Below are 21,125 nucleotides of genomic sequence, written 5' to 3' on the forward strand. Positions count from 1 at the left end.
TGTGTGGAAAAGGAAGCTTGTCAGGCTTCCTTTTTCATTTTCATTGAAAGCCGCGACAGGCTGCTCAGGCTTCGCCCGCATTCCACCGCCGAAACAACGGCTCGGCCAAAAACAGCACGAACAACAACCGCATCACCTGCAACGCCGTCACCAACGGCACCGACAATTGCAGGGTCTCCGCCGTCAGGCTCATCTCCGCGATGCCACCTGGCATCATCCCCAAGGTCAGCGAGCGCAGGTCCAGGTGCGTAAGCAGGCTCAACGCCCAAGCCGCGCCGGCGGCGATCAGCATGCACAAGCCCGTGGCCAGCAAGGTACGGCCGAGGAACGACGGCGCGCGACGGAAGAACGCCCGGTTGAAGTGGCAGGCCAGGCCGCTGCCGATCAGCCACTGGCCGATCTGGCTGGCGCCATCGGGCAGGCCGATCTGCAGATTGCCGGCAAGGCTCACCGTGGCGGCCACCAGCAATGGCCCGAACAGCCACGGGTTGGGTTGACGCAGGCGTTGCCAGATCAGCGCCACGCCCACACCCAACGGCGCGATCAGCGCCAGCCAGCCCCAGCTGACGCTGCCGGCATGATTCAGCGGCACGCCATCACCCAGCAGCAGCTTGAACAGCGCCGGCACGCACAGCACCACCGCCAGCACCCGCAGGCTCTGCGCCGCGGCCACCTGGCTGAGCACCGCGCCATTGCGCGCGCCGAGGTTGACCATCTCGCCCGAGCCGCCCGGCATGCTGGCGAAGAACGCCGTGGCGCGGTCTTCGCCGGTGCGCCGCAGCAGCCACACGCTGATCACGCTGGAGAGGGTGGTGAACAGCGCGCCGAAGAAGATCAGCGCGAAGTGACTGGCCACTTGCTCGATCACCGCCGGGGTGAAGTGCAGGCCGATGCCGATGCCGATGATCCATTGCCCGCACTTGCGGCCATTGGGGATTTCGCTGAGCTGCCACGGCGTCAGGCAGCGCACCAGGATGATCGCCAGCAGCGAACCGACCATCCATGGCAAAGGCCAGCCGACCAGGCTGGCGGCGCAACCGCCAGCGAGACCGACCAGCCCGGTGGCCCAGAACAGCGGCAACGACCGATCAGGCATCGGCCATGGCCCGGCGCTGCAGGGCACGTTTGCGCCAGATGCGCAGCAGCGGCAGGCTGAGCATGCAGAGCGTCAGCACCCAGACGCCCATGCTGATCGGGCTCGACCAGAGGATGCCCAATTCACCGTTGGAGATCGACAGCGCGCGGCGCAGGTTCTGTTCCATCAGCCCGCCGAGGATGAAACCGAGCAGGATCGGCGACAGCGGGAAGTCCAGCTTGCGCAGGATGTAGCCCATGATGCCGATGCCGACCATCAGGAACAGGTCGAAGGTGGTGGCATGCACCGCGTACACGCCGATCGCGGTGATGATCGCGATCACCGGCACCAGCGCCCAGTTCGGCACCGCGAGGATGCGGGTGAACACACGGATCATCGGCACGTTGAGGATGATCAGCATGATGTTGGCGATGAACAGCGAGGCGATCAGGCCCCAGACGATGTCCGGTTGCTGTTCGAACAGCAGCGGGCCGGGGGTGATGTTGTACAGGGTCAGCGCGCCGATCATCACCGCGGTGGTGCCCGAGCCCGGTACGCCGAGGGTCAGCATCGGCACCAGGGCGCCGCAGCAGGAGGCGCCGATGGCGGTTTCCGGTGCCGCCAGGCCACGGGCGTCGCCCTTGCCGAACTTGCCGCTGTCACCGGCCAGGCGCTTCTCGGTCATGTAGGCCACGGCACTGGCCAGGGTCGCGCCGGCGCCGGGCAGCACGCCCATGACGAAGCCGAGCAGGCCGCAGCGGATATTGACGAAGAACACCGACGCCGCTTCCTTGAGGTTGAACAGCATGCGCCCGGTGGCCTTGACCGCCACGTGACCGTGGTGGGTCTTTTCCAGCAGCAGCAGGATCTCGCTGATGGAGAACAGGCCCAGCACCAGCACCACGAACTGGATGCCGTCGGCCAGGTGCACGCTGTCGCCGGTGAAGCGGTACACGCCACTGTTGGCATCGATGCCGACCGCCGACAGGAACAGGCCGATCAGCGCGGCGATGAAGGTTTTCAAGGGCTTGTCACCGGCCATGCCGCCGAGGGCGACGATGGCGAACACCATCAGCACGAAGTACTCCGCCGGGCCGAAGGCGATCGCCCATTTCGCCAGCAGTGGGGCGAACAGCACCATGCCGCAGGTGGCGATGAAGGCGCCGATGAACGAACTCCAGGCCGACAGCGACAGGGCCACGCCGGCCAGGCCGCTGCGGGCCATGGGGTAGCCGTCGAGGGTGGTCATCACGGTGGAGGCTTCGCCAGGGATGTTCAGCAGGATCGAGCTGATCCGCCCACCGTATTCGCAGCCCAGGTACACGGCTGCCAGCAGGATCAGCGCCGACTCAGGCGGCAGGCCGAGGGCGAAGGCGATGGGGATCAGCAGGGCCACGCCGTTGATCGGGCCCAGGCCCGGCAGCAGGCCGACCACGGTGCCGATCAGGGTGCCGGTGAGGGCGGTGACCAGGTTGTACGGGCTCAGGGCGACGCCGAAGCCCTGGCCCAGGTAGCTCAAGGTATCCATGTGTCAGTTCTCCAGTACGGCGAGCAGGCCGAGGGGCAGGGGGACGTCCATCACGCGGTCGAACAGCCAGTAGAGGAAGACGCTCATGCCCACCACCACGACCGCGCTGTGCAGCCAGCGGCCGCCGTACAGGCGGGCCATGGGCACGCCGACCAGAATGGCGCTGAGGATGAAGCCCAGGGCTTCGAAGGTGCTGGCGAAGACGATCAGCAGGCCGACGCAGGCGCTGATCTTGATCAGGGTCTGGCGGTCCAGCTCCGGCTCGTCGTCCTTGCGCACGATGGGCGTGGGGCGGATCGCCAGGTACAAAAGGCCCAGGCTCATCAGGCCGAGCATCAGCAGCGGGTAGGCGCGCGGGCCCACCGGTTCGTAGGAGAAGGCGGCCTGGTAGGGCCAGGCCATCACGGCCAGCACGGCGCACAGCGCCAGCAGGGCCAGGGCGAAGAGGCGTTGCAGGATCATGGAAGAATCCTCATGGTTCATCGGCATGACGCGGCCCCTGTAGGAGCGGCCTTGTGTCGCGAAAGGGCTGCGCAGCAGCCCCGGCACTTCATGCTGCGAAGCTGAAATCCTGGGGCCGCTGCGCAGCCCTTTCGCGACACAAGGCCGCTCCTGCAGGGATCGCGGGAGGCTTACTGGATCAGCCCGAACTCACGAGCCAGCGCCTTGTAGTCCGCCACCTGCTTCTTCACGTAGCCGTCCAGCTCCTCGCCGGTCATGGCGAAGGGGAACAGCTCGCGCTGGTCACGCAGTTTGGCGAAGTCCTCGGAGGCCAGCATCTTGTCGAACGAGCTCTTCCACCAGGCGTAGTCCTCGTCGCTGACCTTCGGCCCCAGGTAGAAGCCGCGCACCACCGGCCAGACGATGTCGTAGCCCTGCTCCTTGGCGGTGGGGATGTCCTTCATCTCCGGCTCGTCCAGGCGGTTCTCGGCGAACACCGCGAGAATGCGCATGTTGCCGCTCTGGATGTGCGGCATGGAGTCGGAGATGTCGGTGGAGCCGACCTGGATATGCCCGCCAAGCAGCGCGGTGGCGATCTCGCCGCCGCCTTCCAGGGCCACGTAGCGCAGGTCGCGCGGGTTGATGCCGGCGGCCTTGGCGATCAGCGCGGTCTGCATCCAGTCCTGGCTGCCGACGGTGCCACCGGAGCCGATCACTACCTTGCTCGGGTCCTTCTTCAAGGCCGCGACCAGATCGTCGAGGGTCTTGTAGGGCGAGTCGCTCTTGACCGCGATGGCGCCATAGCTGGTGCCGACCGCCGCCACCCATTTCACCGCGTTCTCGTCGAAGCGGCCGAACTTGCCCTGGGCCAGGTTCAGCAGCGAGCCGCTGGACCAGGCCACCAGGGTGCCGGCGTCGCCCGGGCGCTGGGCGACCACGGCGTTGTAGGCCACCGCGCCGACACCGCCGGGCATGTAGGTCACGCGCATCGGCTTGCTGAGGATCTTCTCCTGCACCAGGGCGCTCTGCACCAGCTTGCAGGTCAGGTCGAAACCGCCGCCGGGCGAGGCCGGGGCGATGCATTCGGGACGTTTGGGTTCGGCGGCCAGGGCATTGCCGGCCAGCAGCAGGCAGCCGGTGGCCAGGGCGAGGCGGCGCAGTGAAAAGGTCATCGTCAATCTCCGTGAGCGTTGTTGTTATGGGTTACCACAGAGCCACGCTGTAGCTCACCAGCAGCCGCACCTCGTCCGCGTCGCGGGCGAAGTTGGAGCGGAAGGTGGCGTTGCGCAGGCGCACGGCGACGTTCTTCAACGGGCCGCTTTGTACCACGTACTTCAGTTCGGTGTTGCGTTCCCACTCCTTGCCTTCGCCGCCGGCGGCGCGGGTGACGTTGTCGCCGCTGAGGTAGCGGGTCATGAAGGTCAGGCCGGGGATGCCCAGGGCGGCGAAGTTGTAGTCGTAGCGTGCTTGCCAGGAGCGCTCGTCGGCGCCTGCGAAGTCGTTGATCTGGACGAAGTTGACCAGGTACGGGTCGGCGCCATCGACGTAGGGGAAGGCGCTGTCGCCGGACAGCTGCTGCCAGGCGCCGCTGACCTTGTGCCCGCCCAGGGTGTAGCTGAGCATGCCGTTGAAGGTGGTGTTGTCGATCTTGCCGGCCTTGGCCGCGCCTGCGTCGTCGCTGATCGCCAGGCGCAGGTCGGCGCCGAAGGTGCCCGGGCCCCAGGGCTGGGTGGCGAGCATGCCGATGAAATGCTGGCGGTAGATGTCGTCGAGCTGGGCGAAGTGGTAGCTGCCGGTGATGCGGTCGGTGAACTGGTAGTCCAGGCCGCCCAGGTTCAGGTTGTCGGCGCTGAACGAGCCGCCGAAGCGACCGTTCTTGTTGTTCAGGGCCAGGTCTTCCCAGTTGGTGTCGTTGCGGTCCTTGGCCTTTTCCAGGCGCCCGCCGGTGAAGGTCAGGCCCTTGATCTCCTTCGAGGTGAGCAGGCCGCCTTCGAAGGTCTGCGGCAGGATGCGTCCGTCGTTGGGCTGCAGGGTGGGCAGTTCGGGGATCAGCGTGCCGATCTTCAGTTCGGTCTGCGAGACCTTGACCTTGCCGGTCAGGCCGAGCTTGGAGTACTCGTCGGCGGCCTTGCCGTTGTCGTGGGTCGGCAACAGGCCGGTATCGGTGCGGTCCTTGCTGGAGTCGAGCTTGATGCCGAGCATGCCCAGCGCGTCGAGGCCGAAGCCCACGGTGCCCTCGGTGTAGCCGGACTCGAAGTTGAGCATGAACCCCTGGGCCCATTCGTCGCGCTTGGATTGCTGCGCGCTGGTGCCGTCGCGGAAGTCGCGGTTGAAGTACATGTTGCGGGTTTCGAAGGTGGCCGTGCTGTCTTCGAAGAAGGCGGCCTGGCTCATGGGCGCGACACCGGCAAGGGCGACGGCGCTGGCGAGGGCGGAAGGTCGAGCGGCGAAGGAACGGGTAGGCGCGAACGCCTGCGGCTGTGTGGACAGCATCGTCGGTGACTCCATTTATTGTTCTTATTGGTTTGCACCTTGCTGGTGCTTTTTGCGGCGCGCGGGGCGACCGTGGTGCGATGCTAGGCAACCAACCTTTCGCTAACCTTTCAGCGTGAAAGGTTTCTCGCGAGGGCTTCACAGTCCCCGCCACGGCGGTACACTCCGCGCAAAAAGCCCACCCGAGCAGGGAGAATCCGATGCGTGTGCTGCTGGTCGAAGACCATCTGCAACTGGCCGAAAGCGTGGCCCAGGCTCTCAAGAGCCAGGGCCTGACCGTGGATGTGCTGCACGACGGCGTGGCCGCCGACCTGGCCCTGGCCAGTGAGGACTATGCCGTGGCGGTGCTGGATGTCGGCCTGCCGCGCCTGGACGGCTTCGAGGTGCTGGCGCGCCTGCGCGCGCGTGGCAAGACCCTGCCGGTGCTGATGCTCACGGCGCGCAGCGATGTGAAGGACCGCGTGCATGGCCTGAACCTGGGCGCCGACGACTACCTGGCCAAGCCCTTCGAGCTGACCGAACTCGAGGCCCGGGTCAAGGCCTTGCTGCGTCGCAGCGTGCTGGGCGGGGAGCGCCAGCAGCGCTGCGGCCCGCTGGTCTACGACCTGGATACCCGACGCTTCACCCTCAGCGACGAGCCGCTCACCCTGACCCAGCGCGAGCAGAGCGTGCTCGAAGCCCTGATCGCCCGGCCTGGAAGGGTGATGAGCAAGGAGCAGCTGGCCGCCCAGGTGTTCGGCCTGGACGAGGAAGCCAGCCCCGATGCCATCGAGATCTACGTTCACCGCCTGCGCAAGAAGCTCGACGGCCACCCCGTGCATATCGTCACCTTCCGCGGCCTGGGCTACCTGCTAGAGCACCGCGATGCGTGACAACGTCAGCCTGCGCGGGCGCCTGCTGGGCAACCTGGCGCTGTTGCTGGTGGTGCTGATGCTGGCCAGCGGCCTAAGCGCCTACTGGAATGGCCGCGAAGCCGCCGACACCGCCTACGACCGCACGCTGCTGGCCTCGGCGCGGACCATCGCCGCCGGGTTGTCCCAGCGCGATGGCACGCTCAGCGCCGATGTGCCCTACGTGGCCTTGGACACCTTCGCCTACGACAGCGCCGGGCGCATCTACTACCAGGTGCTGGATATCCACCAGAAGCTGATCTCCGGCTACGAGAACCTGCCGCCGCCGCCGCCCGGCACGCCGCGCACCGACGATTACCCGGCCCTGGCGCGCTTCTACAACGCCACCTACCTGGGCCAGGACGTGCGTGTGGTCAGCCTGCTCAAGGCGGTGAGCGAGCCGAACATGAACGGCATGGCCGAGATCCGCGTGGCCGAGACCGAAGAGGCTCGGGTGCGCATGGCCCGTGGGTTGATGGCCGATACCCTGCTGCGCCTGGGCATGCTGGCGCTCGGCGCGCTGGTGATGGTGTGGTTCGCGGTCAGCGCCGCGTTGCGCCCGCTGGAGCGCCTGCGCACGGCGGTGGAAGAGCGCCAGCCGGATGACCTGCGCGCCTTGCCGGTGGTCCAGGTGCAGCGCGAGCTGGGGCCGCTGGTGCGGGCGTTGAACCACTTCACCGAGCGCTTGCGCGGGCAGTTCGAGCGCCAGGCGCAGTTCATCGCCGATGCCGCCCATGAGCTGCGCACGCCGCTGGCGGCACTCAAGGCGCGGGTCGAACTGGGCCTGCGCTCGAAAGAGCCCGAGGAATGGCGCAAGACGCTCGAGGCGGCGGCCCAGGGCACGGACCGGCTGACCCATCTGGCCAACCAGCTGCTGTCCCTGGCCCGGGTGGAGAACGGCGCCAGGGCCATTGCCGAAGGCGGCGCCCAGCGCCTGGACCTGAGCCAGCTGGCCCGCGAACTGGGCATGGCCATGGCGCCGCTGGCCCATGCCCGGGGCGTGGCCCTGGCGCTGGAGGCCGAGGCGCCGGTATGGCTCAAGGGCGAGCCGACCTTGCTCAACGAACTACTCAGCAACCTGGTGGACAACGCCCTGGCCCATACCCCGCCTGGGGGCGATGTGGTCCTGCGGGTACTGGCGCCGGCCGTGCTCGAGGTCGAGGACGACGGCCCAGGGATTCCGCAGGATGAGCGTGAACGGGTGTTCGAGCGCTTCTACCGGCGCAGCGCCCAGGGCAGCGGGCTGGGGCTGGCCATCGTGGGTGAGATCTGCCGGGCGCACCTGGCGCAGATCAGCCTGCACGATGGCGAGCGGGGCGGGCTGAAGGTGCGGGTGAGTTTCATCGCGGATTGATGCATGGCCAGTACTGGTCCTTTCGCGGGTTTAGCCGCGAAAGGGCCGTGCAGGTGGGCGTCGATCAGCGCAGCATGCTGCGCGCATCCAGCAGCTCGGCGATGTCCAGCTCGGTGCCATAGGGCAGTCCCAGATGCCGGTAGGCCGGCAGGGCGGCCAGCGGCCGGCTGCGGCCGCGCTGGCTGATGCAGCGGGCGATCTGTACGACGTCGATATAGTCGATCCGGTCGGTGCGCCGGTCCAGGTCCTGGACCTGGCCGGGCAGGTCGACCAGTTGCTCGGGGAACTCCCAGGCACTGAGGATCTTGTCGCCCAGCACCGGCTGGATCTGTTCGATCACGTAGTGCAGGCACACCGGATCGGACAGCAGCTCGTTGTGTTCTTCGGCATAGATCAGCACCGGCAGGGCACCGATCTGGTGAACCAGGCCGCCGAGGGTGGCCTGGTCGGGCTTGAGCTGGGTAAAGCGGCGGCAGATTTCGTAGCTGATGCCTGCGACTTCCAGGCTGTTGGCCCAGATGTCCCGCAGTTTCTGTTCAACTGCCGGCGCCCGGGCATGGAAGATCTGCTCGATCACCAGGCCGATGGCGAGGTTGCAGCTGTAGTTGATACCCAGGCGCGTGATGGCGGTATGCAGGTCGGTGACTTCGACGGCGGCGCGCAACAGCGGGCTGTTGACCACTTTGATCAGGCGCGCCGACAGCGCGGCGTCGCGGCTGATCACCTTGCTCAGGGCGGCGACACTGATCTCGCTGTCCTCGGCTGCTTCGCGGATGCTCAGGGCAACTTCCGGGAGGGTCGGCAGGACCAGGTCGTCCTTGTCGATGGCGTCGAGCAATTGCGCTTGGACCATCTCGGCCAGCTTGTTCATGGACTTCTCTACGGCAGTGGTGCGGCCCCGTCGCGGTGACGGCGGGGCAGGCTGGTCAGCGCTGGATTTCCCGGTCGCGGTCCAGTTCGTAAGGCAGGTCGAGCAGCGTCAGGCGCGGGCCTTCCAGGCTGCCCAAATGCAGGTTGTCATCGGCGACCGCTTCGGCGCTGAGCACGGCCAGCAGCTCCACGCCGCTGCCGCTGCTGGCGGCCAGTACCACTTCGCCGACCGACGAGCCGTGGGTGGGCGAGAAGATCTCGGCGCCCGGCGCCGGCACATCGGCCTGGTCGAGTGCCAGACGGTATTGGCGGCGCTTGAGCTTGCCCAGGTACTGCATGCGCGCGACGATTTCCTGGCCGGTGTAGCAACCCTTCTTGAAGCTCACGCCATCGACGGCCTGCAGGTTGATCATCTGCGGAATGAACAGTTCGCGGGTCGGCCCCATGACCTGGCCGATGCCGGCGCGGATCTGGCCGAGCAGCCAATCGTTGAGCGTGCCTTCGGGCAGCACGGCGGACAGCTGGTCGCGCACGCGGGCGGCCTCTTCGGCTGGCGCCCAGAGCTCCACGCGGCCGCTCGACACGGCGATGGCGATCAGGCCCTCGTGGCGAACGGTCGCACCGGCCGCGCTCGGCACGCTCAGGCCCAGCGCCTGCAGGGCGGCATCGCCGTGCTGCAGGCCGAAGCGGGTCCAGGCGGCGCTGTTGTCGCTCAAGGTGGCTTTGGAGAACACGGCGTATTTCTTCAGGTCGGCCAGTTGCGCCTCGAGCAGTTCACTGGCCATGGCCAGCAGGTAGCCGTTGCCTTCAGGCACGATGCGAAAGCTCGATTGCATGCGGCCCTTGACCATGCAGCGGGCACCGAGGCTCGCGTGCTCGTCGCCGAGATAGTTGATGTTGCAGGTCAGCTGGCCTTGCAGGAATTTGCCGGCGTCGGAGCCGCGGACGGCGAGAATGCCCTCGTGGGAGAGGGGACAGAAGAAAGCGGTATCGGCCATGGGTCATCGCGGTAGCTGGAGACTGGCGGCCATCATAGAACGCCGGTAACAAAATAGGTAGGTGACTAGACCAACGCCTTGTGCCGCTTCGTCCGCCGCGCGGTATACTGCGCGACCACTCGAGGAGGGCTCCATGGTCGAACAAACTGAACTCAACCGGCTTTTCTGGCACAGCCGTCGCGGCATGCTGGAACTGGACGTGCTGCTGGTGCCATTCACCCAGGAGGTCTATCCGAACCTGAGCGAAGCGGACCGGGAGCTGTATCGCCGGCTGCTGACCTGCGAAGACCAGGACATGTTCGGCTGGTTCATGGAGCGCACCGAGTCAGAGGACCCGGAGCTGCAGCGCATGGTCCGCATCATCCTGGACCGTGTCCAGCCCAAGTGATGCCTTCGAGTGCCGTTGGCAGGGCTCGCGCCTGCTGCTGACGGCCTACCTCGCCAGCCTGGCGCTGGCATTGACGACGCTTGCCGTCGTTGCCTTGCCGGCAGGGCTGCGCTGCCTGCTGGCGCTTGTCTGTCTTGCCCACGCCTGCTGGGTCATCCCCCGCCGAATCCTGCTGACCCATCCCCAGGCCATCACCGGCTTGCGTCGCGATGCGCGCGGTTGGCGCCTTTACTGGCGCGCGGGGGGCTGGCAGCCGGCGCGGCTGTGCCGGGACAGTGTCGCTTTACCGGGGATGGTGGTGCTGCGTTTCGTGCGCAAGGGGCGATGGTGGAGCGAGGGGCAGTGCATTCCCAGGGATGCGCTGGAGCACGAGCAGCATCGGCGCTTGCGGGTACGGCTTAAATTCAGCCGCCGAAGGTGGGCCGAGGTTTCGCGGCCATGATGCTGCGATCGCGGCATGCCCTTCGCGGGTAAACCCGCTCCCACGGCGATCGCGCTGGCCTCGATCTGTGGGAGCGGGTTTGCCCGCGCAGGGCGTCAGCGTGGGCTAAGGATGGTATCCACCGCCTCCGGCAGCATGCCTGGGTAGTCGAGGGTGTAGTGCAGGCCGCGGCTTTCCTTGCGCTGCATCGCCGAGCGAATCATCAGCTCGGCCACCTGGGCCAGGTTGCGCAACTCGATCAGGTCGCGGCTGACCTTGTAGTTGCTGTAGAACTCATCGATCTCGTCCAGCAGCATGCGCACCCGGTGCTCGGCGCGTTGCAGGCGCTTGCTGGTGCGCACGATACCCACGTAGTCCCACATGAAGCGCCGCAGCTCGTCCCAGTTGTGCGCGATGATCACGTCTTCGTCCGAGTCGGTCACCTGGCTGGCATCCCAGCAGGGCAGGGCGCGAGGCATGCTCACTTGCTCAAGATGCGCCTCGATGTCGGCGGCGGCGGCGCGGCCATAGACGAAGCATTCGAGCAACGAGTTGCTGGCCATGCGGTTGGCCCCGTGCAGGCCGGTGAAACTGGTTTCGCCGATGGCGTAGAGGCCAGGCACGTCGGTATGGCCACGGTCGTCGACCACCACGCCGCCACAGGTGTAGTGCGCCGCCGGCACCACCGGGATGGGTTGGCGGGTGATGTCGATGCCGAAGCTCAGGCAGCGCTCGTAGACTGTCGGGAAGTGGCTCTTGATGAACTCGGCGGGCTTGTGGCTGATGTCCAGGTACACGCAGTCCACGCCCAGGCGTTTCATTTCGTGGTCGATGGCGCGGGCGACGATGTCTCGGGGCGCCAGTTCCTCGCGCGGGTCGAAGCGCGGCATGAAGCGCTCGCCGTTGGGCAGGCGCAGCAGCGCGCCCTCGCCACGTAGCGCTTCGGTGACCAGGAAGCTCTTGGCTTGCGGGTGGTACAGGCAAGTCGGGTGGAATTGATTGAATTCCAGGTTCGCCACCCGGCAGCCGGCCCGCCAGGCCATGGCGATGCCATCGCCACAGGCGCCGTCGGGGTTGCTGGTATAGAGATAGACCTTGGCCGCGCCGCCCGTGGCCAGCACGGTGAAGCGGGCGCCGAAGGTGTCGACCTCGCCGGTGTTGCGGTCCAGCACGTAGGCCCCCAGGCAGCGATCGCCCGCCAGGCCCAGGCGCCGTTCGGTGATCAGGTCGACCGCCACGCGTTGCTCGAGCAGTTCGATGTTCGGGCGCTGGCGCGCGCGCTCCAGCAGGGTGGTGAAGATCGCCGCGCCCGTGGCGTCGGCGGCATGGATGATGCGCCGATGGCTGTGGCCGCCCTCGCGGGTGAGGTGGAACTCGAAGCCACCGTCGTCGACGCTGTAGTGTTCGTCGCGGGTAAAGGGCACGCCTTGCTCGATCAGCCACTGGATGGCCTCGCGGCTGTGCTCGACGGTGAAGCGCACGGCATCCTCGTGGCACAGTCCGCCGCCCGCGTTCAGGGTGTCCTCGACATGGGACTGCACGGTGTCGGTGTCGTCGAGCACCGCGGCGACGCCGCCCTGGGCCCAGAAGGTCGAACCGTTGGCCAGGTCGCCCTTGCTCAGCACGGCGATGCGCAGGTGGCCGGGGAGGTTCAGTGCCAGGCTGAGACCGGCGGCACCACTGCCGATCACCAGGACATCATGTTGGAATTGTTGGCTCATGTCGGGACACTAGTAATCTTTGAGGGGGGCACGGCACAATAGTCAGGCGCCGATGGCATTGTGAAACTATCGTGAATCCTGGCCGGGATGCCTTTATAGCAGCCCCGGGGGCCTGATTTCCAATGGCGCTTGAGCGTTGGCGGCGATCTTCTTGGGGAACTTTCCTATAGCCGCGGAAATCTCATGAAGGCTGCCCAGACGCCACATTTTGCCGCGGCGACGCAGGGCGGCAGCTCTATCTTGGGCTGGCACCTGTGTACTGAAACCAGAATATCGACGCAGCCGGTCGCGACCGCGCTGCGTCTTCCGTGCGAGCCGACCAAGGGCCGCAGGAAACTTGCTTGGAGGGGAGAACTTTTGCGCAAAGCCCGAGTCTATGGTTGCAAGCCTGAACGATGGCTGTCGCGACGCTCCTTCGAGTTCACTGAGGAGTGTTCATGCTAACCCAGGAAGAGGATCAGCAGCTTGTCGAGCGCGTGCAGCGCGGCGACAGGCGAGCGTTCGATCTGTTGGTGCTGAAGTATCAGCACAAGATTCTCGGGTTGATCGTGCGTTTCGTACACGACACCCATGAGGCGCAGGACGTGGCGCAGGAAGCCTTCATCAAGGCATACCGGGCGCTTGGAAATTTTCGCGGTGACAGTGCTTTCTATACCTGGCTGTACCGCATCGCCATCAACACGGCGAAGAACTACCTGGTGTCCCGTGGAAGACGGCCGCCAGACAGCGATGTGAGCTCCGAGGATGCGGAGTTTTACGACGGCGATCATGGTCTCAAGGATCTCGAGTCCCCAGAGCGCGCGTTGTTGCGGGATGAAATCGAAGGCACGGTCCATCGCACCATCCAGCAGCTGCCCGAGGATTTGCGCACGGCATTGACGCTGCGCGAGTTCGACGGTCTGAGTTACGAAGACATTGCCAGTGTCATGCAATGTCCGGTGGGTACCGTGCGCTCTCGAATCTTCCGCGCTCGGGAGGCCATAGACAAAGCCCTGCAGCCTCTGTTGCAGGAAACCTGAGACAGCGGCGACAGCCAAGAGAGGAACCGCCATGAGTCGTGAAGCTTTGCAGGAATCGCTGTCCGCGGTGATGGATAACGAAGCGGACGAACTGGAGCTGCGTCGCGTGCTTAACGCCGTCGACGACGCCGAAACCCGTGCTACCTGGTCGCGTTACCAGGTCGCTCGCGCAGCCATGCACAACGAATTGCTGCTGCCCAAACTGGATATCGCCTCGGCGGTCTCCGCGGCGCTGGCCGATGAGGCCGTGCCGGCCAAGGTCAAGCAAGGTCCGTGGCGCAGCATCGGCCGTCTGGCCGTGGCTGCCTCGGTCACCGTTGCCGTGCTGGCTGGCGTGCGCTTCTACAACCAGGACGAGATCGGCGGCGCCGAGCTGGCCGCGCAGCAGCCTGCCCAGCAGGGGCTGAGCATGCCACAGGCACAAGGCCCGGCCGTTCTGGCAGGCTATAGTGAAAGCAGCGAACAACCGACCGGGCCGATGGCCAACGGTGTGCTGCAGAATCAGGCCGGCTGGGATCAGCGCCTGCCAGGTTACCTGCGTCAGCACGCTCAGGAGTCCGCGCTCAAGGGCAACGAGACCGCGCTGCCCTACGCGCGTGCTGCCAGCCTGGAAACCGCCAAGTAAGGAGGATCATGCGCGCGCTACCTCTCCTGTCGCTGCTGCTTGGCAGCAGCTTGACGGTACAGGCCCTGGCGGCCAACTCTTCGCCCGAGGCGAGCGAGTGGCTGAGCAAGCTGGCACGGGCCGAGCAAGAGCAGAGTTACCAGGGCTCCTTCGTCTACGAACGCAACGGCAGCTTCTCCACCCACGATATCTGGCATCGCGTCCAGGACGGCAGGGTCAGCGAGCGTTTGCTCCAGCTCGATGGCTCGGCCCAGGAAATCGTGCGTGTCGATGGCAAGGTGCAGTGCGTCAGTGGCGCCCTGGTCAGCGGCGTCGGTGCTCCGCCCGATTCCGCGCCGCGTGCACTCGATCCGCTCAAGCTGATGAGCTGGTACGACCTGGGCGTGGCGGGCAAGTCACGCGTCGCCGGTCGCGACGCGGTGATCGTCACCCTGACCCCGCGCGACCAGCACCGATATGCCTTCGAACTGCACCTGGATCGTCGTACAGGCTTGCCGCTGCGCTCGTTGATGCTCAACGACAAAGGGCAATTGCTCGAACGCTTCCAGATGACCCGCCTCGACACCGACGACTTGCCGAGCGATGGCGATCTCAGCGCCAGCGCCGCGTGCAAGCCAGTCGAGCCGGGGGCCTCCAGGACGGCGGAAACCGTCGCCGGGTGGCGCTCCGACTGGCTGCCGCCAGGTTTCGAGCTGGTCAACAGTTCGGTGCGCCGTGATCCGGCGCGCAAGAGCACGGTCAGCAGCCTGATGTATGACGACGGCTTGGCGCGCTTCTCGGTGTTCCTGGAGCCGATCGGCAGCGATGTCGGTGCCGATACCCGCGCCCAACTCGGTCCTACCGTCGCGGTATCGCGCCGTCTCAATACGCCCACGGGCAAGGTGATGGTCACCGTGGTCGGGGAGATTCCCCTGGGGACCGCCGAGCGTATCGCCCTGTCGATGCGGGCCCAGGATGCCCAGGCGCGGCAATGAGGTCGCGCCGCCTTCTGACAGCTCTTGTTACACAGAGCTGACATGAAATTAAAGCATTGTCATTTGCAATCCAGCCGCAAATTTTCTATAGGTCAGGCTTCTCGGAGTCTGGCCTTTCCTGCTTCTGCAGGGGTCCTACTGCTAACTACGCTCGTTGTGACGGGAGCCGTATGTCAATACCACGCTTGAAAACCTATCTCTCGATGTTCGCCGCGGTGCTCATGCTCGGCCAGGTGCTCACCGCCCAGGCCGAGGAAGCCCTGCCGGACTTCACCACCTTGGTGGAGCAGGCCTCGCCGGCGGTCGTCAACATCAGTACCAAGCAGAAGCTGCCGGACCGCCGCATCGCCGCCGGACAGATGCCGGATCTGGAAGGCCTGCCGCCGATGTTCCGCGAGTTCTTCGAGCGCAACATGCCGCAGCAGCCGCGTTCGCCCCGTGGCGACCGCCAACGTGAGGCCCAGTCGCTGGGCTCGGGCTTCATCATTTCCAGCGATGGCTACGTGCTGACCAACAACCATGTGGTCGCCGATGCCGACGAGATCATCGTCCGTCTGTCCGATCGCAGCGAGCTGCAGGCCAAGCTGGTCGGCACCGACCCGCGTACCGACGTGGCCTTGCTCAAGGTCGAGGGCAAGAACCTGCCGACCGTCAAGCTGGGCGATTCGGAGAAATTGAAGGTTGGTGAGTGGGTACTGGCCATCGGCTCGCCGTTCGGCTTCGACCATTCGGTCACCAAGGGTATCGTCAGCGCCAAGGGACGTACCCTGCCGAACGACACCTATGTACCGTTCATCCAGACCGACGTGGCCATCAACCCGGGCAACTCCGGCGGCCCGCTGTTCAACATGAAGGGCGAGGTCGTGGGGATCAACTCGCAGATCTTCACGCGCTCCGGCGGCTTCATGGGCCTGTCGTTCGCCATCCCGATCGACGTGGCGATCGATGTGTCGAACCAGCTGAAGAAGGACGGCAAGGTCAGCCGTGGCTGGCTGGGCGTGGTGATCCAGGAGGTCAACAAGGACCTGGCCGAATCGTTCGGCCTGGACAAGCCGGCCGGCGCGCTGGTGGCGCAGGTGCTGGAAGAGGGCCCGGCAGCCAAGGGTGGCCTGCAGGTGGGTGACGTGATCCTGAGCATGAACGGCCAGCCGATCGTCATGTCGGCCGACCTGCCGCACCTGGTGGGCGGTCTCAAGGACGGCGACAAGGCCAAGCTGGAGATCATCCGCAACGGCAAGCGCCAGAATCTGGATGTCACCGTCGGTGCCCTGCCGGACGACGACGCCGACATCGGTACCGGTGCCCAGGGCGGCGCCGAGCGCAGCAGCAATCGCCTGGGTGTTTCGGTGACCGACCTGTCCGCCGAGCAGAAGAAATCCCTGGAGCTCAAGGGCGGCGTGGTGATCAAGGAGGTCCAGGATGGCCCGGCGGCGATGATCGGCCTGCGTCCGGGCGATGTCATCAGCCACCTGAACAACCAGGCCATCGCCTCGGCCAAGCAGTTCACCGAGATCGCCAAGGAGCTGCCGAAGAACCGTTCGGTGTCCATGCGCGTGCTGCGTCAGGGGCGAGCGAGCTTCATCACCTTCAAGCTGGCTGAATAAGCTGGGCATCGTGTAGGAAAGGGCAGCTTCGGCTGCCCTTTTTCATGAGCAGCAGAACTTGATGGTCCTGTGTGGGAGCGGGCTTGCCCCGCGATGTGGCTCGAACAGGCAACATTTTCGCCTGATCGGACGCCATCGCGGGGCAAGCCCGCTCCCACGCTAACCGATAGGCAGGTGACAAGGGTTCTCCCATATCCCTGCGGCTTGAGGTACAATTCCCGGCTATTTTTCGGCGGGCGTCCGGCTCGCAGCCTTTTCGAGTGTTGACCCGTGAGTGATTTGAGTCATATCCGCAATTTCTCCATCATCGCCCACATCGACCATGGCAAGTCGACGCTGGCCGACCGTTTCATCCAGATGTGCGGTGGCCTGACGGCGCGCGAAATGGAAGCCCAGGTCCTCGACTCCATGGACCTGGAGCGCGAGCGCGGGATCACCATCAAGGCCCACAGCGTCACGCTGCACTACAAAGCGCAGGATGGTAAGACCTACCAACTGAACTTCATCGACACTCCCGGCCACGTTGACTTCACCTATGAAGTCTCGCGTTCGCTGGCCGCGTGCGAGGGTGCGCTGCTGGTGGTCGACGCCGGCCAGGGCGTCGAGGCGCAGTCGGTCGCCAACTGCTACACCGCCATCGAGCAGGGCCTGGAAGTAATGCCCGTGCTGAACAAGATGGACCTGCCCCAGGCCGACCCGGACCGCGTCAAGGACGAGATCGAGAAGATCATCGGCATCGACGCCACCGACGCCGTGGCCTGCAGCGCCAAGAGCGGCATGGGTGTCGACGAGGTGCTCGAGCGCCTGGTCCAGACCATCCCCGCGCCTGAGGGTGAAATTGATGCGCCGCTGCAGGCGCTGATCATCGACTCCTGGTTCGACAACTACCTGGGCGTGGTCTCTCTGGTGCGCGTGCGCCAGGGCCGCGTCAAGAAGGGCGACAAGATCCTGGTCAAGTCCACCGGCAAGGTGCACCTGGTCGACAGCGTCGGCGTGTTCACCCCGAAACACACGCAGACCGCCGATCTGAAAGCCGGCGAAGTAGGCTTCATCATCGCCAGCATCAAGGACATTCACGGCGCGCCTGTGGGTGACACCCTGACCCTGTCCAACACGCCTGAAGTCGAAGTGCTGCCAGGCTTCAAGAAGATCCAGCCGCAGGTCTACGCCGGCCTGTTCCCGGTCAGCTCCGACGACTTCGAGGACTTCCGCGACGCCCTGCAGAAGCTGACCCTGAACGACTCGTCGCTGCAGTACATGCCGGAAAGCTCGGACGCCCTGGGCTTCGGCTTCCGTTGTGGCTTCCTCGGCATGCTGCACATGGAGATCATCCAGGAGCGCCTGGAGCGCGAATACGACCTGGACCTGATCACCACCGCCCCGAGCGTGATCTACGAGCTCGAGCTCAAGACCGGTGAAACCATCACCGTCGACAACCCGTCGAAGCTGCCGGACGTCTCGGCGGTCAACGATTTCCGCGAGCCGATCGTCACCGCCACCATCCTCGTGCCGCAGGAGCACCTGGGCAACGTCATCACCCTGTGCATCGAGAAGCGTGGTGTGCAGCGCGACATGCAGTTCCTCGGCAGCCAGGTGCAGGTGCGCTACGACCTGCCGATGAACGAAGTGGTGCTGGACTTCTTCGACCGCCTCAAGTCCACCAGTCGCGGCTACGCGTCGCTGGACTATCATTTCGACCGCTACCAGTCGGCCAACCTGGTCAAGCTGGATGTGCTGATCAACGGTGACAAGGTCGATGCCCTGGCTTTGATCGTGCACCGCGACAACGCGGCCTACAAAGGCCGGGCGTTGACCGAAAAGATGAAGGAACTGATCCCTCGACAGATGTTCGATGTGGCGATCCAGGCAGCCATCGGCGGCCAGATCATCGCGCGGACGACCGTCAAGGCGCTCAGAAAGAACGTACTGGCCAAGTGCTACGGTGGCGACGTCAGCCGTAAGAAGAAGCTGCTGGAGAAGCAGAAGGCCGGTAAGAAACGCATGAAACAGGTCGGCAACGTGGAGATCCCACAAGAAGCCTTCCTCGCCGTGCTCAGGTTGGATAGCTAGGTCCTATGTCGCTAAATTTCCCGCTGTTGCTCGTCATCGCCGTCGCCGTCTGTGGTCTGTTGGGTTTGATCGACCTGCTGTTCCTGGCCCCGCGCCGGCGAGCGGCGATCGCCAACTATCAGGGCAGCGTCACCCAGCCTGAAGTGGCCGTGGTCGAACGCCTGAACAAGGAGCCCTTGCTGGTCGAATACGGCAAGTCGTTCTTCCCGGTGCTGTTCATCGTGCTGGTGCTGCGCTCGTTCCTGGTCGAGCCGTTCCAGATCCCGTCGGGCTCGATGAAGCCGACGCTGGAAGTGGGCGACTTCATCCTGGTGAACAAGTTCTCCTACGGTATCCGCCTGCCGGTGATCGACAAGAAGGTCATCGAGGTGGGTGACCCGCAGCGTGGGGATGTGATGGTGTTCCGCTACCCGAGCGATCCGAACGTCAACTACATCAAGCGTGTGGTCGGCCTGCCGGGCGACCAGATTCGCTACACCAGTGACAAGCGCCTGTACGTCAATGGCCAGGCGGTTGCCGAACAACTGGTCGGCAGCGAGCCGGGCACGTTGGGCAGCGCCGAGCTGTACAAGGAGAAACTCGGTGAGGCCGAGCACCTGATCCGCAAGGAAATGACCCGCTACCGCATGCCGCCGGACCAGCAATGGACCGTGCCGGCGGGTCACTACTTCATGATGGGTGACAACCGCGACAACTCCAACGACAGCCGTTTCTGGGATGATCCGAACATTCCCAAGGAACTGCAGGGCATGGTGCCGGACCGCAATATCGTCGGCAAGGCGTTCGCGGTGTGGATGAGCTGGCCGGAGCCGAAGCTCAGTCACTTGCCTAACCTGTCGCGGGTCGGGCTGATCCATTGAGTATCGACGGCGCTGTCCACGGACGGCGCCGATTGCATTTCTGACATAGGCTGTGTTCTCAGGGAGCGAGGGCTTTCGCCGTTATCGGCGACGGACCACAGTCAAACCGTCTTTCAGGATGTTGATTTGAACAACGCGTTGAACTTTGCCGGGGTGGCCCCATGAGTGCTTCCCTTGGTCGCCTGGAGCGCAAGCTCGGCTACACCTTCAAGAACCAGGACCAGATGCTGCTGGCCCTGACCCATCGCAGCTATGCCGGGCGCAACAACGAGCGCCTGGAATTTCTCGGCGATGCCATCCTCAACTTCGTGGTCGGCGAGGCGCTGTTCGAGCGCTTCCCGCAGGCCCGAGAAGGCCAGCTGTCGCGCCTGCGCGCTCGTCTGGTCAAAGGCGAGACCCTGGCCCGCCTGGCCCGTGGTTTCGACCTGGGTGAATACCTGCGCCTGGGCTCGGGCGAGCTCAAGAGCGGTGGTTTTCGCCGTGAGTCGATTCTCGCCGACGCCCTGGAGGCGTTGATCGGTGCCATCTACCAGGACGCCGACATGCAGACCGCGCGCGAGCGTATCCTCGCCTGGCTGACCGACGAGTTCGATGGCCTGACCCTGGTCGACACCAACAAGGACCCCAAGACGCGCCTGCAGGAATTCCTGCAGTCGCGTGCCTGCGAGCTGCCGCGCTACGAAGTGGTGGATATCCAGGGCGAACCGCACTGCCGGACCTTCTTCGTCGAATGCGAAGTGGTGCTGCTGAACAACAAGAGCCGTGGGCAGGGCGTCAGCCGGCGTATCGCCGAGCAGGTCGCCGCCGCCGCCGCATTGATCGCCCTGGGCGTGGAGAATGGCAATGACTGAGAACACTTCGACCCGCTGCGGCTACGTGGCCATCGTTGGTCGCCCCAACGTCGGCAAGTCCACGCTGCTCAACCACATCCTCGGCCAGAAGCTGGCGATCACCTCGCGCAAGCCGCAGACCACCCGCCACAACATGCTCGGCATCAAGACCGAGGGTGACGTGCAGGCGATCTACGTCGACACTCCCGGCATGCACAAGGCCAACGACAAGGCGCTCAACCGCTACATGAACCGCAACGCCTCGGCGGCCCTGAAGGACGTCGACGTGGTGATCTTCGTGGTCGACCGTACCAAGTGGACCGACGAGGACCAGCTGGTGCTCGAGCGTGTGCAGTACGTGACCGGCCCGCTGATCATCGCAGTCAACAAGACCGACCGCATGGAAGAGAAGGCCGAGCTGATCCCGCATCTGCAATGGCTGCAGGAACAACTGCCGAACGCCGAAGTGATGCCGATCTCCGCGCAGCAGGGGCACAACCTCGAAGCGCTGGAAGCCCAGATCGCCAAGCACCTGCCGGAAAACGAGCACTTCTTCCCCGAAGACCAGATCACCGACCGCAGCAGCCGCTTCCTCGCCGCCGAACTGGTGCGCGAGAAGATCATGCGCCAGCTCGGTGCCGAGCTGCCGTACCAGATCACCGTGGAAATCGAGGAATTCAAGCAGCAGGGCCATGTGCTGCACATCCACGCGCTGATCCTGGTCGAGCGTGACGGGCAGAAGAAGATCATCATTGGCGACAAGGGCGAGCGTATCAAGCGCATCGGTTCCGAGGCGCGCAAGGACATGGAAGTGCTGTTCGACTCCAAGGTCATGCTCAACCTGTGGGTCAAGGTCAAGGGCGGCTGGTCCGACGACGAGCGCGCCCTGCGTTCGCTGGGCTACGGCGACCTGTAAGCTCCGGACTCCCTCTGTAGGAGCGGCCTTGTGCCGCGAAAGGGTCGC

20 protein-coding genes are annotated in these 21,125 nt (G+C 65.1%); 12 read left to right on the forward strand and 8 right to left on the reverse strand.

Translation table 11 applies throughout. From position 1 onward, the window contains the following. Window positions 1–64: 64 nt before the first annotated feature. From ACYUME_RS05710 to ACYUME_RS05730, 5 genes are all read right to left on the reverse strand, one after another. Window positions 65–1,096: an AbrB family transcriptional regulator gene (locus ACYUME_RS05710; RefSeq protein ID WP_460418289.1), complete on the reverse strand. Its 1,032-nt coding sequence runs from the start codon at window positions 1,094–1,096 to the stop codon at window positions 65–67. Next, entirely contained in the window at window positions 1,089–2,603 is a 1,515-nt protein-coding gene (locus ACYUME_RS05715; protein ID WP_460418290.1) for a tripartite tricarboxylate transporter permease, read from the reverse strand. Before ACYUME_RS05715 ends, ACYUME_RS05710 begins: the two co-directional genes overlap by 8 nt. A 3-nt stretch (window positions 2,604–2,606) precedes the next feature. Next, window positions 2,607–3,065 (reverse strand): tripartite tricarboxylate transporter TctB family protein, encoded by a 459-nt coding sequence (locus ACYUME_RS05720; protein WP_279881615.1) that lies wholly within the window; start codon window positions 3,063–3,065, stop codon window positions 2,607–2,609. Window positions 3,066–3,235: 170 nt separating this feature from the next. Beyond that, on the reverse strand, window positions 3,236–4,216 hold the full coding sequence (locus ACYUME_RS05725) for a Bug family tripartite tricarboxylate transporter substrate binding protein (RefSeq protein WP_279885862.1): 981 nt from the start codon (window positions 4,214–4,216) through the stop codon (window positions 3,236–3,238). Between the two features lie 31 nt (window positions 4,217–4,247). Next, the gene (locus ACYUME_RS05730) at window positions 4,248–5,537 is read right to left on the reverse strand and encodes an OprD family porin (protein WP_279885864.1); all 1,290 of its coding nucleotides are present in this window, start codon (window positions 5,535–5,537) and stop codon (window positions 4,248–4,250) included. Between the two features lie 200 nt (window positions 5,538–5,737). Between ACYUME_RS05730 and ACYUME_RS05735 the strand changes: the two genes are divergently transcribed. Together ACYUME_RS05735 and ACYUME_RS05740 are read left to right on the forward strand one after the other, a co-directional pair. Next, window positions 5,738–6,409 carry a response regulator gene (locus ACYUME_RS05735; protein WP_279885865.1) on the forward strand — a complete coding sequence of 224 codons (672 nt, stop codon included), beginning with the start codon at window positions 5,738–5,740 and terminating at the stop codon, window positions 6,407–6,409. Then, window positions 6,402–7,781 carry a sensor histidine kinase gene (locus ACYUME_RS05740; protein ID WP_279885867.1) on the forward strand — a complete coding sequence of 460 codons (1,380 nt, stop codon included), beginning with the start codon at window positions 6,402–6,404 and terminating at the stop codon, window positions 7,779–7,781. The genes ACYUME_RS05735 and ACYUME_RS05740 overlap by 8 nt, the downstream gene beginning before the upstream one ends. 64 nt (window positions 7,782–7,845) lie before the next feature. On the opposite strand, the gene ACYUME_RS05745 is transcribed toward ACYUME_RS05740, so the two are convergent. Together ACYUME_RS05745 and ygfZ are read right to left on the reverse strand one after the other, a co-directional pair. Next, window positions 7,846–8,652, reverse strand: coding sequence for an HDOD domain-containing protein (locus ACYUME_RS05745; protein WP_279885869.1), 807 nt, complete (start codon window positions 8,650–8,652; stop codon window positions 7,846–7,848). A 55-nt stretch (window positions 8,653–8,707) separates the two neighbouring features. Further along, window positions 8,708–9,649 carry a CAF17-like 4Fe-4S cluster assembly/insertion protein YgfZ gene (gene ygfZ, locus ACYUME_RS05750; protein ID WP_460418291.1) on the reverse strand — a complete coding sequence of 314 codons (942 nt, stop codon included), beginning with the start codon at window positions 9,647–9,649 and terminating at the stop codon, window positions 8,708–8,710. Window positions 9,650–9,782: 133 nt separating this feature from the next. On the opposite strand from ygfZ, the gene ACYUME_RS05755 reads away from it, so the two are divergent. Both ACYUME_RS05755 and ACYUME_RS05760 read left to right on the forward strand, forming a co-directional pair. Beyond that, complete coding sequence (locus tag ACYUME_RS05755; protein ID WP_133332057.1) at window positions 9,783–10,037, forward strand: FAD assembly factor SdhE; 255 nt, start codon at window positions 9,783–9,785, stop codon at window positions 10,035–10,037. Further along, a complete protein-coding gene (locus tag ACYUME_RS05760) occupies window positions 10,021–10,479 on the forward strand; it encodes a protein YgfX (protein ID WP_460418292.1) in 459 nt (152 codons plus the stop codon). The genes ACYUME_RS05755 and ACYUME_RS05760 overlap by 17 nt, the downstream gene beginning before the upstream one ends. A 95-nt stretch (window positions 10,480–10,574) precedes the next feature. On the opposite strand, the gene nadB is transcribed toward ACYUME_RS05760, so the two are convergent. Continuing rightward, window positions 10,575–12,179, reverse strand: coding sequence for an L-aspartate oxidase (gene nadB / locus ACYUME_RS05765; RefSeq protein WP_460418293.1), 1,605 nt, complete (start codon window positions 12,177–12,179; stop codon window positions 10,575–10,577). Between the two features lie 437 nt (window positions 12,180–12,616). On the opposite strand from nadB, the gene rpoE reads away from it, so the two are divergent. The 8 genes from rpoE (at window position 12,617) to era (ending at window position 21,077) form a co-directional block, all read left to right on the forward strand. After that, window positions 12,617–13,198, forward strand: a complete 582-nt coding sequence (rpoE, locus tag ACYUME_RS05770; RefSeq protein ID WP_010220971.1) for an RNA polymerase sigma factor RpoE — start codon at window positions 12,617–12,619, stop codon at window positions 13,196–13,198. 31 nt (window positions 13,199–13,229) lie between these two features. Next, the gene (locus tag ACYUME_RS05775) at window positions 13,230–13,823 is read left to right on the forward strand and encodes a sigma-E factor negative regulatory protein (RefSeq protein ID WP_279885881.1); all 594 of its coding nucleotides are present in this window, start codon (window positions 13,230–13,232) and stop codon (window positions 13,821–13,823) included. An 8-nt stretch (window positions 13,824–13,831) separates the two neighbouring features. After that, window positions 13,832–14,797, forward strand: coding sequence for a MucB/RseB C-terminal domain-containing protein (locus tag ACYUME_RS05780; protein ID WP_460418294.1), 966 nt, complete (start codon window positions 13,832–13,834; stop codon window positions 14,795–14,797). 203 nt (window positions 14,798–15,000) lie between these two features. Continuing rightward, on the forward strand, window positions 15,001–16,401 hold the full coding sequence (locus tag ACYUME_RS05785; protein WP_460419294.1) for a DegQ family serine endoprotease: 1,401 nt from the start codon (window positions 15,001–15,003) through the stop codon (window positions 16,399–16,401). Window positions 16,402–16,671: 270 nt separating this feature from the next. Beyond that, the gene (gene lepA, locus ACYUME_RS05790) at window positions 16,672–18,471 is read left to right on the forward strand and encodes a translation elongation factor 4 (protein WP_110739522.1); all 1,800 of its coding nucleotides are present in this window, start codon (window positions 16,672–16,674) and stop codon (window positions 18,469–18,471) included. 5 nt (window positions 18,472–18,476) lie between these two features. Beyond that, window positions 18,477–19,331: a signal peptidase I gene (gene lepB / locus ACYUME_RS05795; RefSeq protein ID WP_279885887.1), complete on the forward strand. Its 855-nt coding sequence runs from the start codon at window positions 18,477–18,479 to the stop codon at window positions 19,329–19,331. A 161-nt stretch (window positions 19,332–19,492) separates the two neighbouring features. Beyond that, window positions 19,493–20,182 carry a ribonuclease III gene (rnc, locus tag ACYUME_RS05800; protein ID WP_279885889.1) on the forward strand — a complete coding sequence of 230 codons (690 nt, stop codon included), beginning with the start codon at window positions 19,493–19,495 and terminating at the stop codon, window positions 20,180–20,182. Next, entirely contained in the window at window positions 20,175–21,077 is a 903-nt protein-coding gene (gene era, locus ACYUME_RS05805) for a GTPase Era (protein WP_028690122.1), read from the forward strand. Before rnc ends, era begins: the two co-directional genes overlap by 8 nt. Window positions 21,078–21,125: the final 48 nt, after the last annotated feature.

It is taken from the genome of Pseudomonas sp. microsymbiont 2 (assembly GCF_054788395.1).

Bases quoted from the DNA above. Each gene is read 5' to 3' on its own strand.
- ACYUME_RS05720 (WP_279881615.1), bottom strand. From the start codon at position 3,065: ATGATCCTGCAACGCCTCTTCGCCCTGGCCCTGCTGGCGCTGTGCGCC.
- era (WP_028690122.1), top strand. From the start codon at position 20,175: ATGACTGAGAACACTTCGACCCGCTGCGGCTACGTGGCCATCGTTGGT.
- ACYUME_RS05775 (WP_279885881.1), top strand. From the start codon at position 13,230: ATGAGTCGTGAAGCTTTGCAGGAATCGCTGTCCGCGGTGATGGATAAC.
- ACYUME_RS05730 (WP_279885864.1), bottom strand. From the start codon at position 5,537: ATGCTGTCCACACAGCCGCAGGCGTTCGCGCCTACCCGTTCCTTCGCC.
- ygfZ (WP_460418291.1), bottom strand. From the start codon at position 9,649: ATGGCCGATACCGCTTTCTTCTGTCCCCTCTCCCACGAGGGCATTCTC.
- nadB (WP_460418293.1), bottom strand. From the start codon at position 12,179: ATGAGCCAACAATTCCAACATGATGTCCTGGTGATCGGCAGTGGTGCC.
- ACYUME_RS05715 (WP_460418290.1), bottom strand. From the start codon at position 2,603: ATGGATACCTTGAGCTACCTGGGCCAGGGCTTCGGCGTCGCCCTGAGC.
- ACYUME_RS05785 (WP_460419294.1), top strand. From the start codon at position 15,001: ATGTTCGCCGCGGTGCTCATGCTCGGCCAGGTGCTCACCGCCCAGGCC.
- ACYUME_RS05735 (WP_279885865.1), top strand. From the start codon at position 5,738: ATGCGTGTGCTGCTGGTCGAAGACCATCTGCAACTGGCCGAAAGCGTG.
- rpoE (WP_010220971.1), top strand. From the start codon at position 12,617: ATGCTAACCCAGGAAGAGGATCAGCAGCTTGTCGAGCGCGTGCAGCGC.
- ACYUME_RS05780 (WP_460418294.1), top strand. From the start codon at position 13,832: ATGCGCGCGCTACCTCTCCTGTCGCTGCTGCTTGGCAGCAGCTTGACG.
- lepB (WP_279885887.1), top strand. From the start codon at position 18,477: ATGTCGCTAAATTTCCCGCTGTTGCTCGTCATCGCCGTCGCCGTCTGT.
- ACYUME_RS05725 (WP_279885862.1), bottom strand. From the start codon at position 4,216: ATGACCTTTTCACTGCGCCGCCTCGCCCTGGCCACCGGCTGCCTGCTG.
- ACYUME_RS05740 (WP_279885867.1), top strand. From the start codon at position 6,402: ATGCGTGACAACGTCAGCCTGCGCGGGCGCCTGCTGGGCAACCTGGCG.
- rnc (WP_279885889.1), top strand. From the start codon at position 19,493: ATGAGTGCTTCCCTTGGTCGCCTGGAGCGCAAGCTCGGCTACACCTTC.
- ACYUME_RS05755 (WP_133332057.1), top strand. From the start codon at position 9,783: ATGGTCGAACAAACTGAACTCAACCGGCTTTTCTGGCACAGCCGTCGC.
- ACYUME_RS05710 (WP_460418289.1), bottom strand. From the start codon at position 1,096: ATGCCTGATCGGTCGTTGCCGCTGTTCTGGGCCACCGGGCTGGTCGGT.
- ACYUME_RS05745 (WP_279885869.1), bottom strand. From the start codon at position 8,652: ATGAACAAGCTGGCCGAGATGGTCCAAGCGCAATTGCTCGACGCCATC.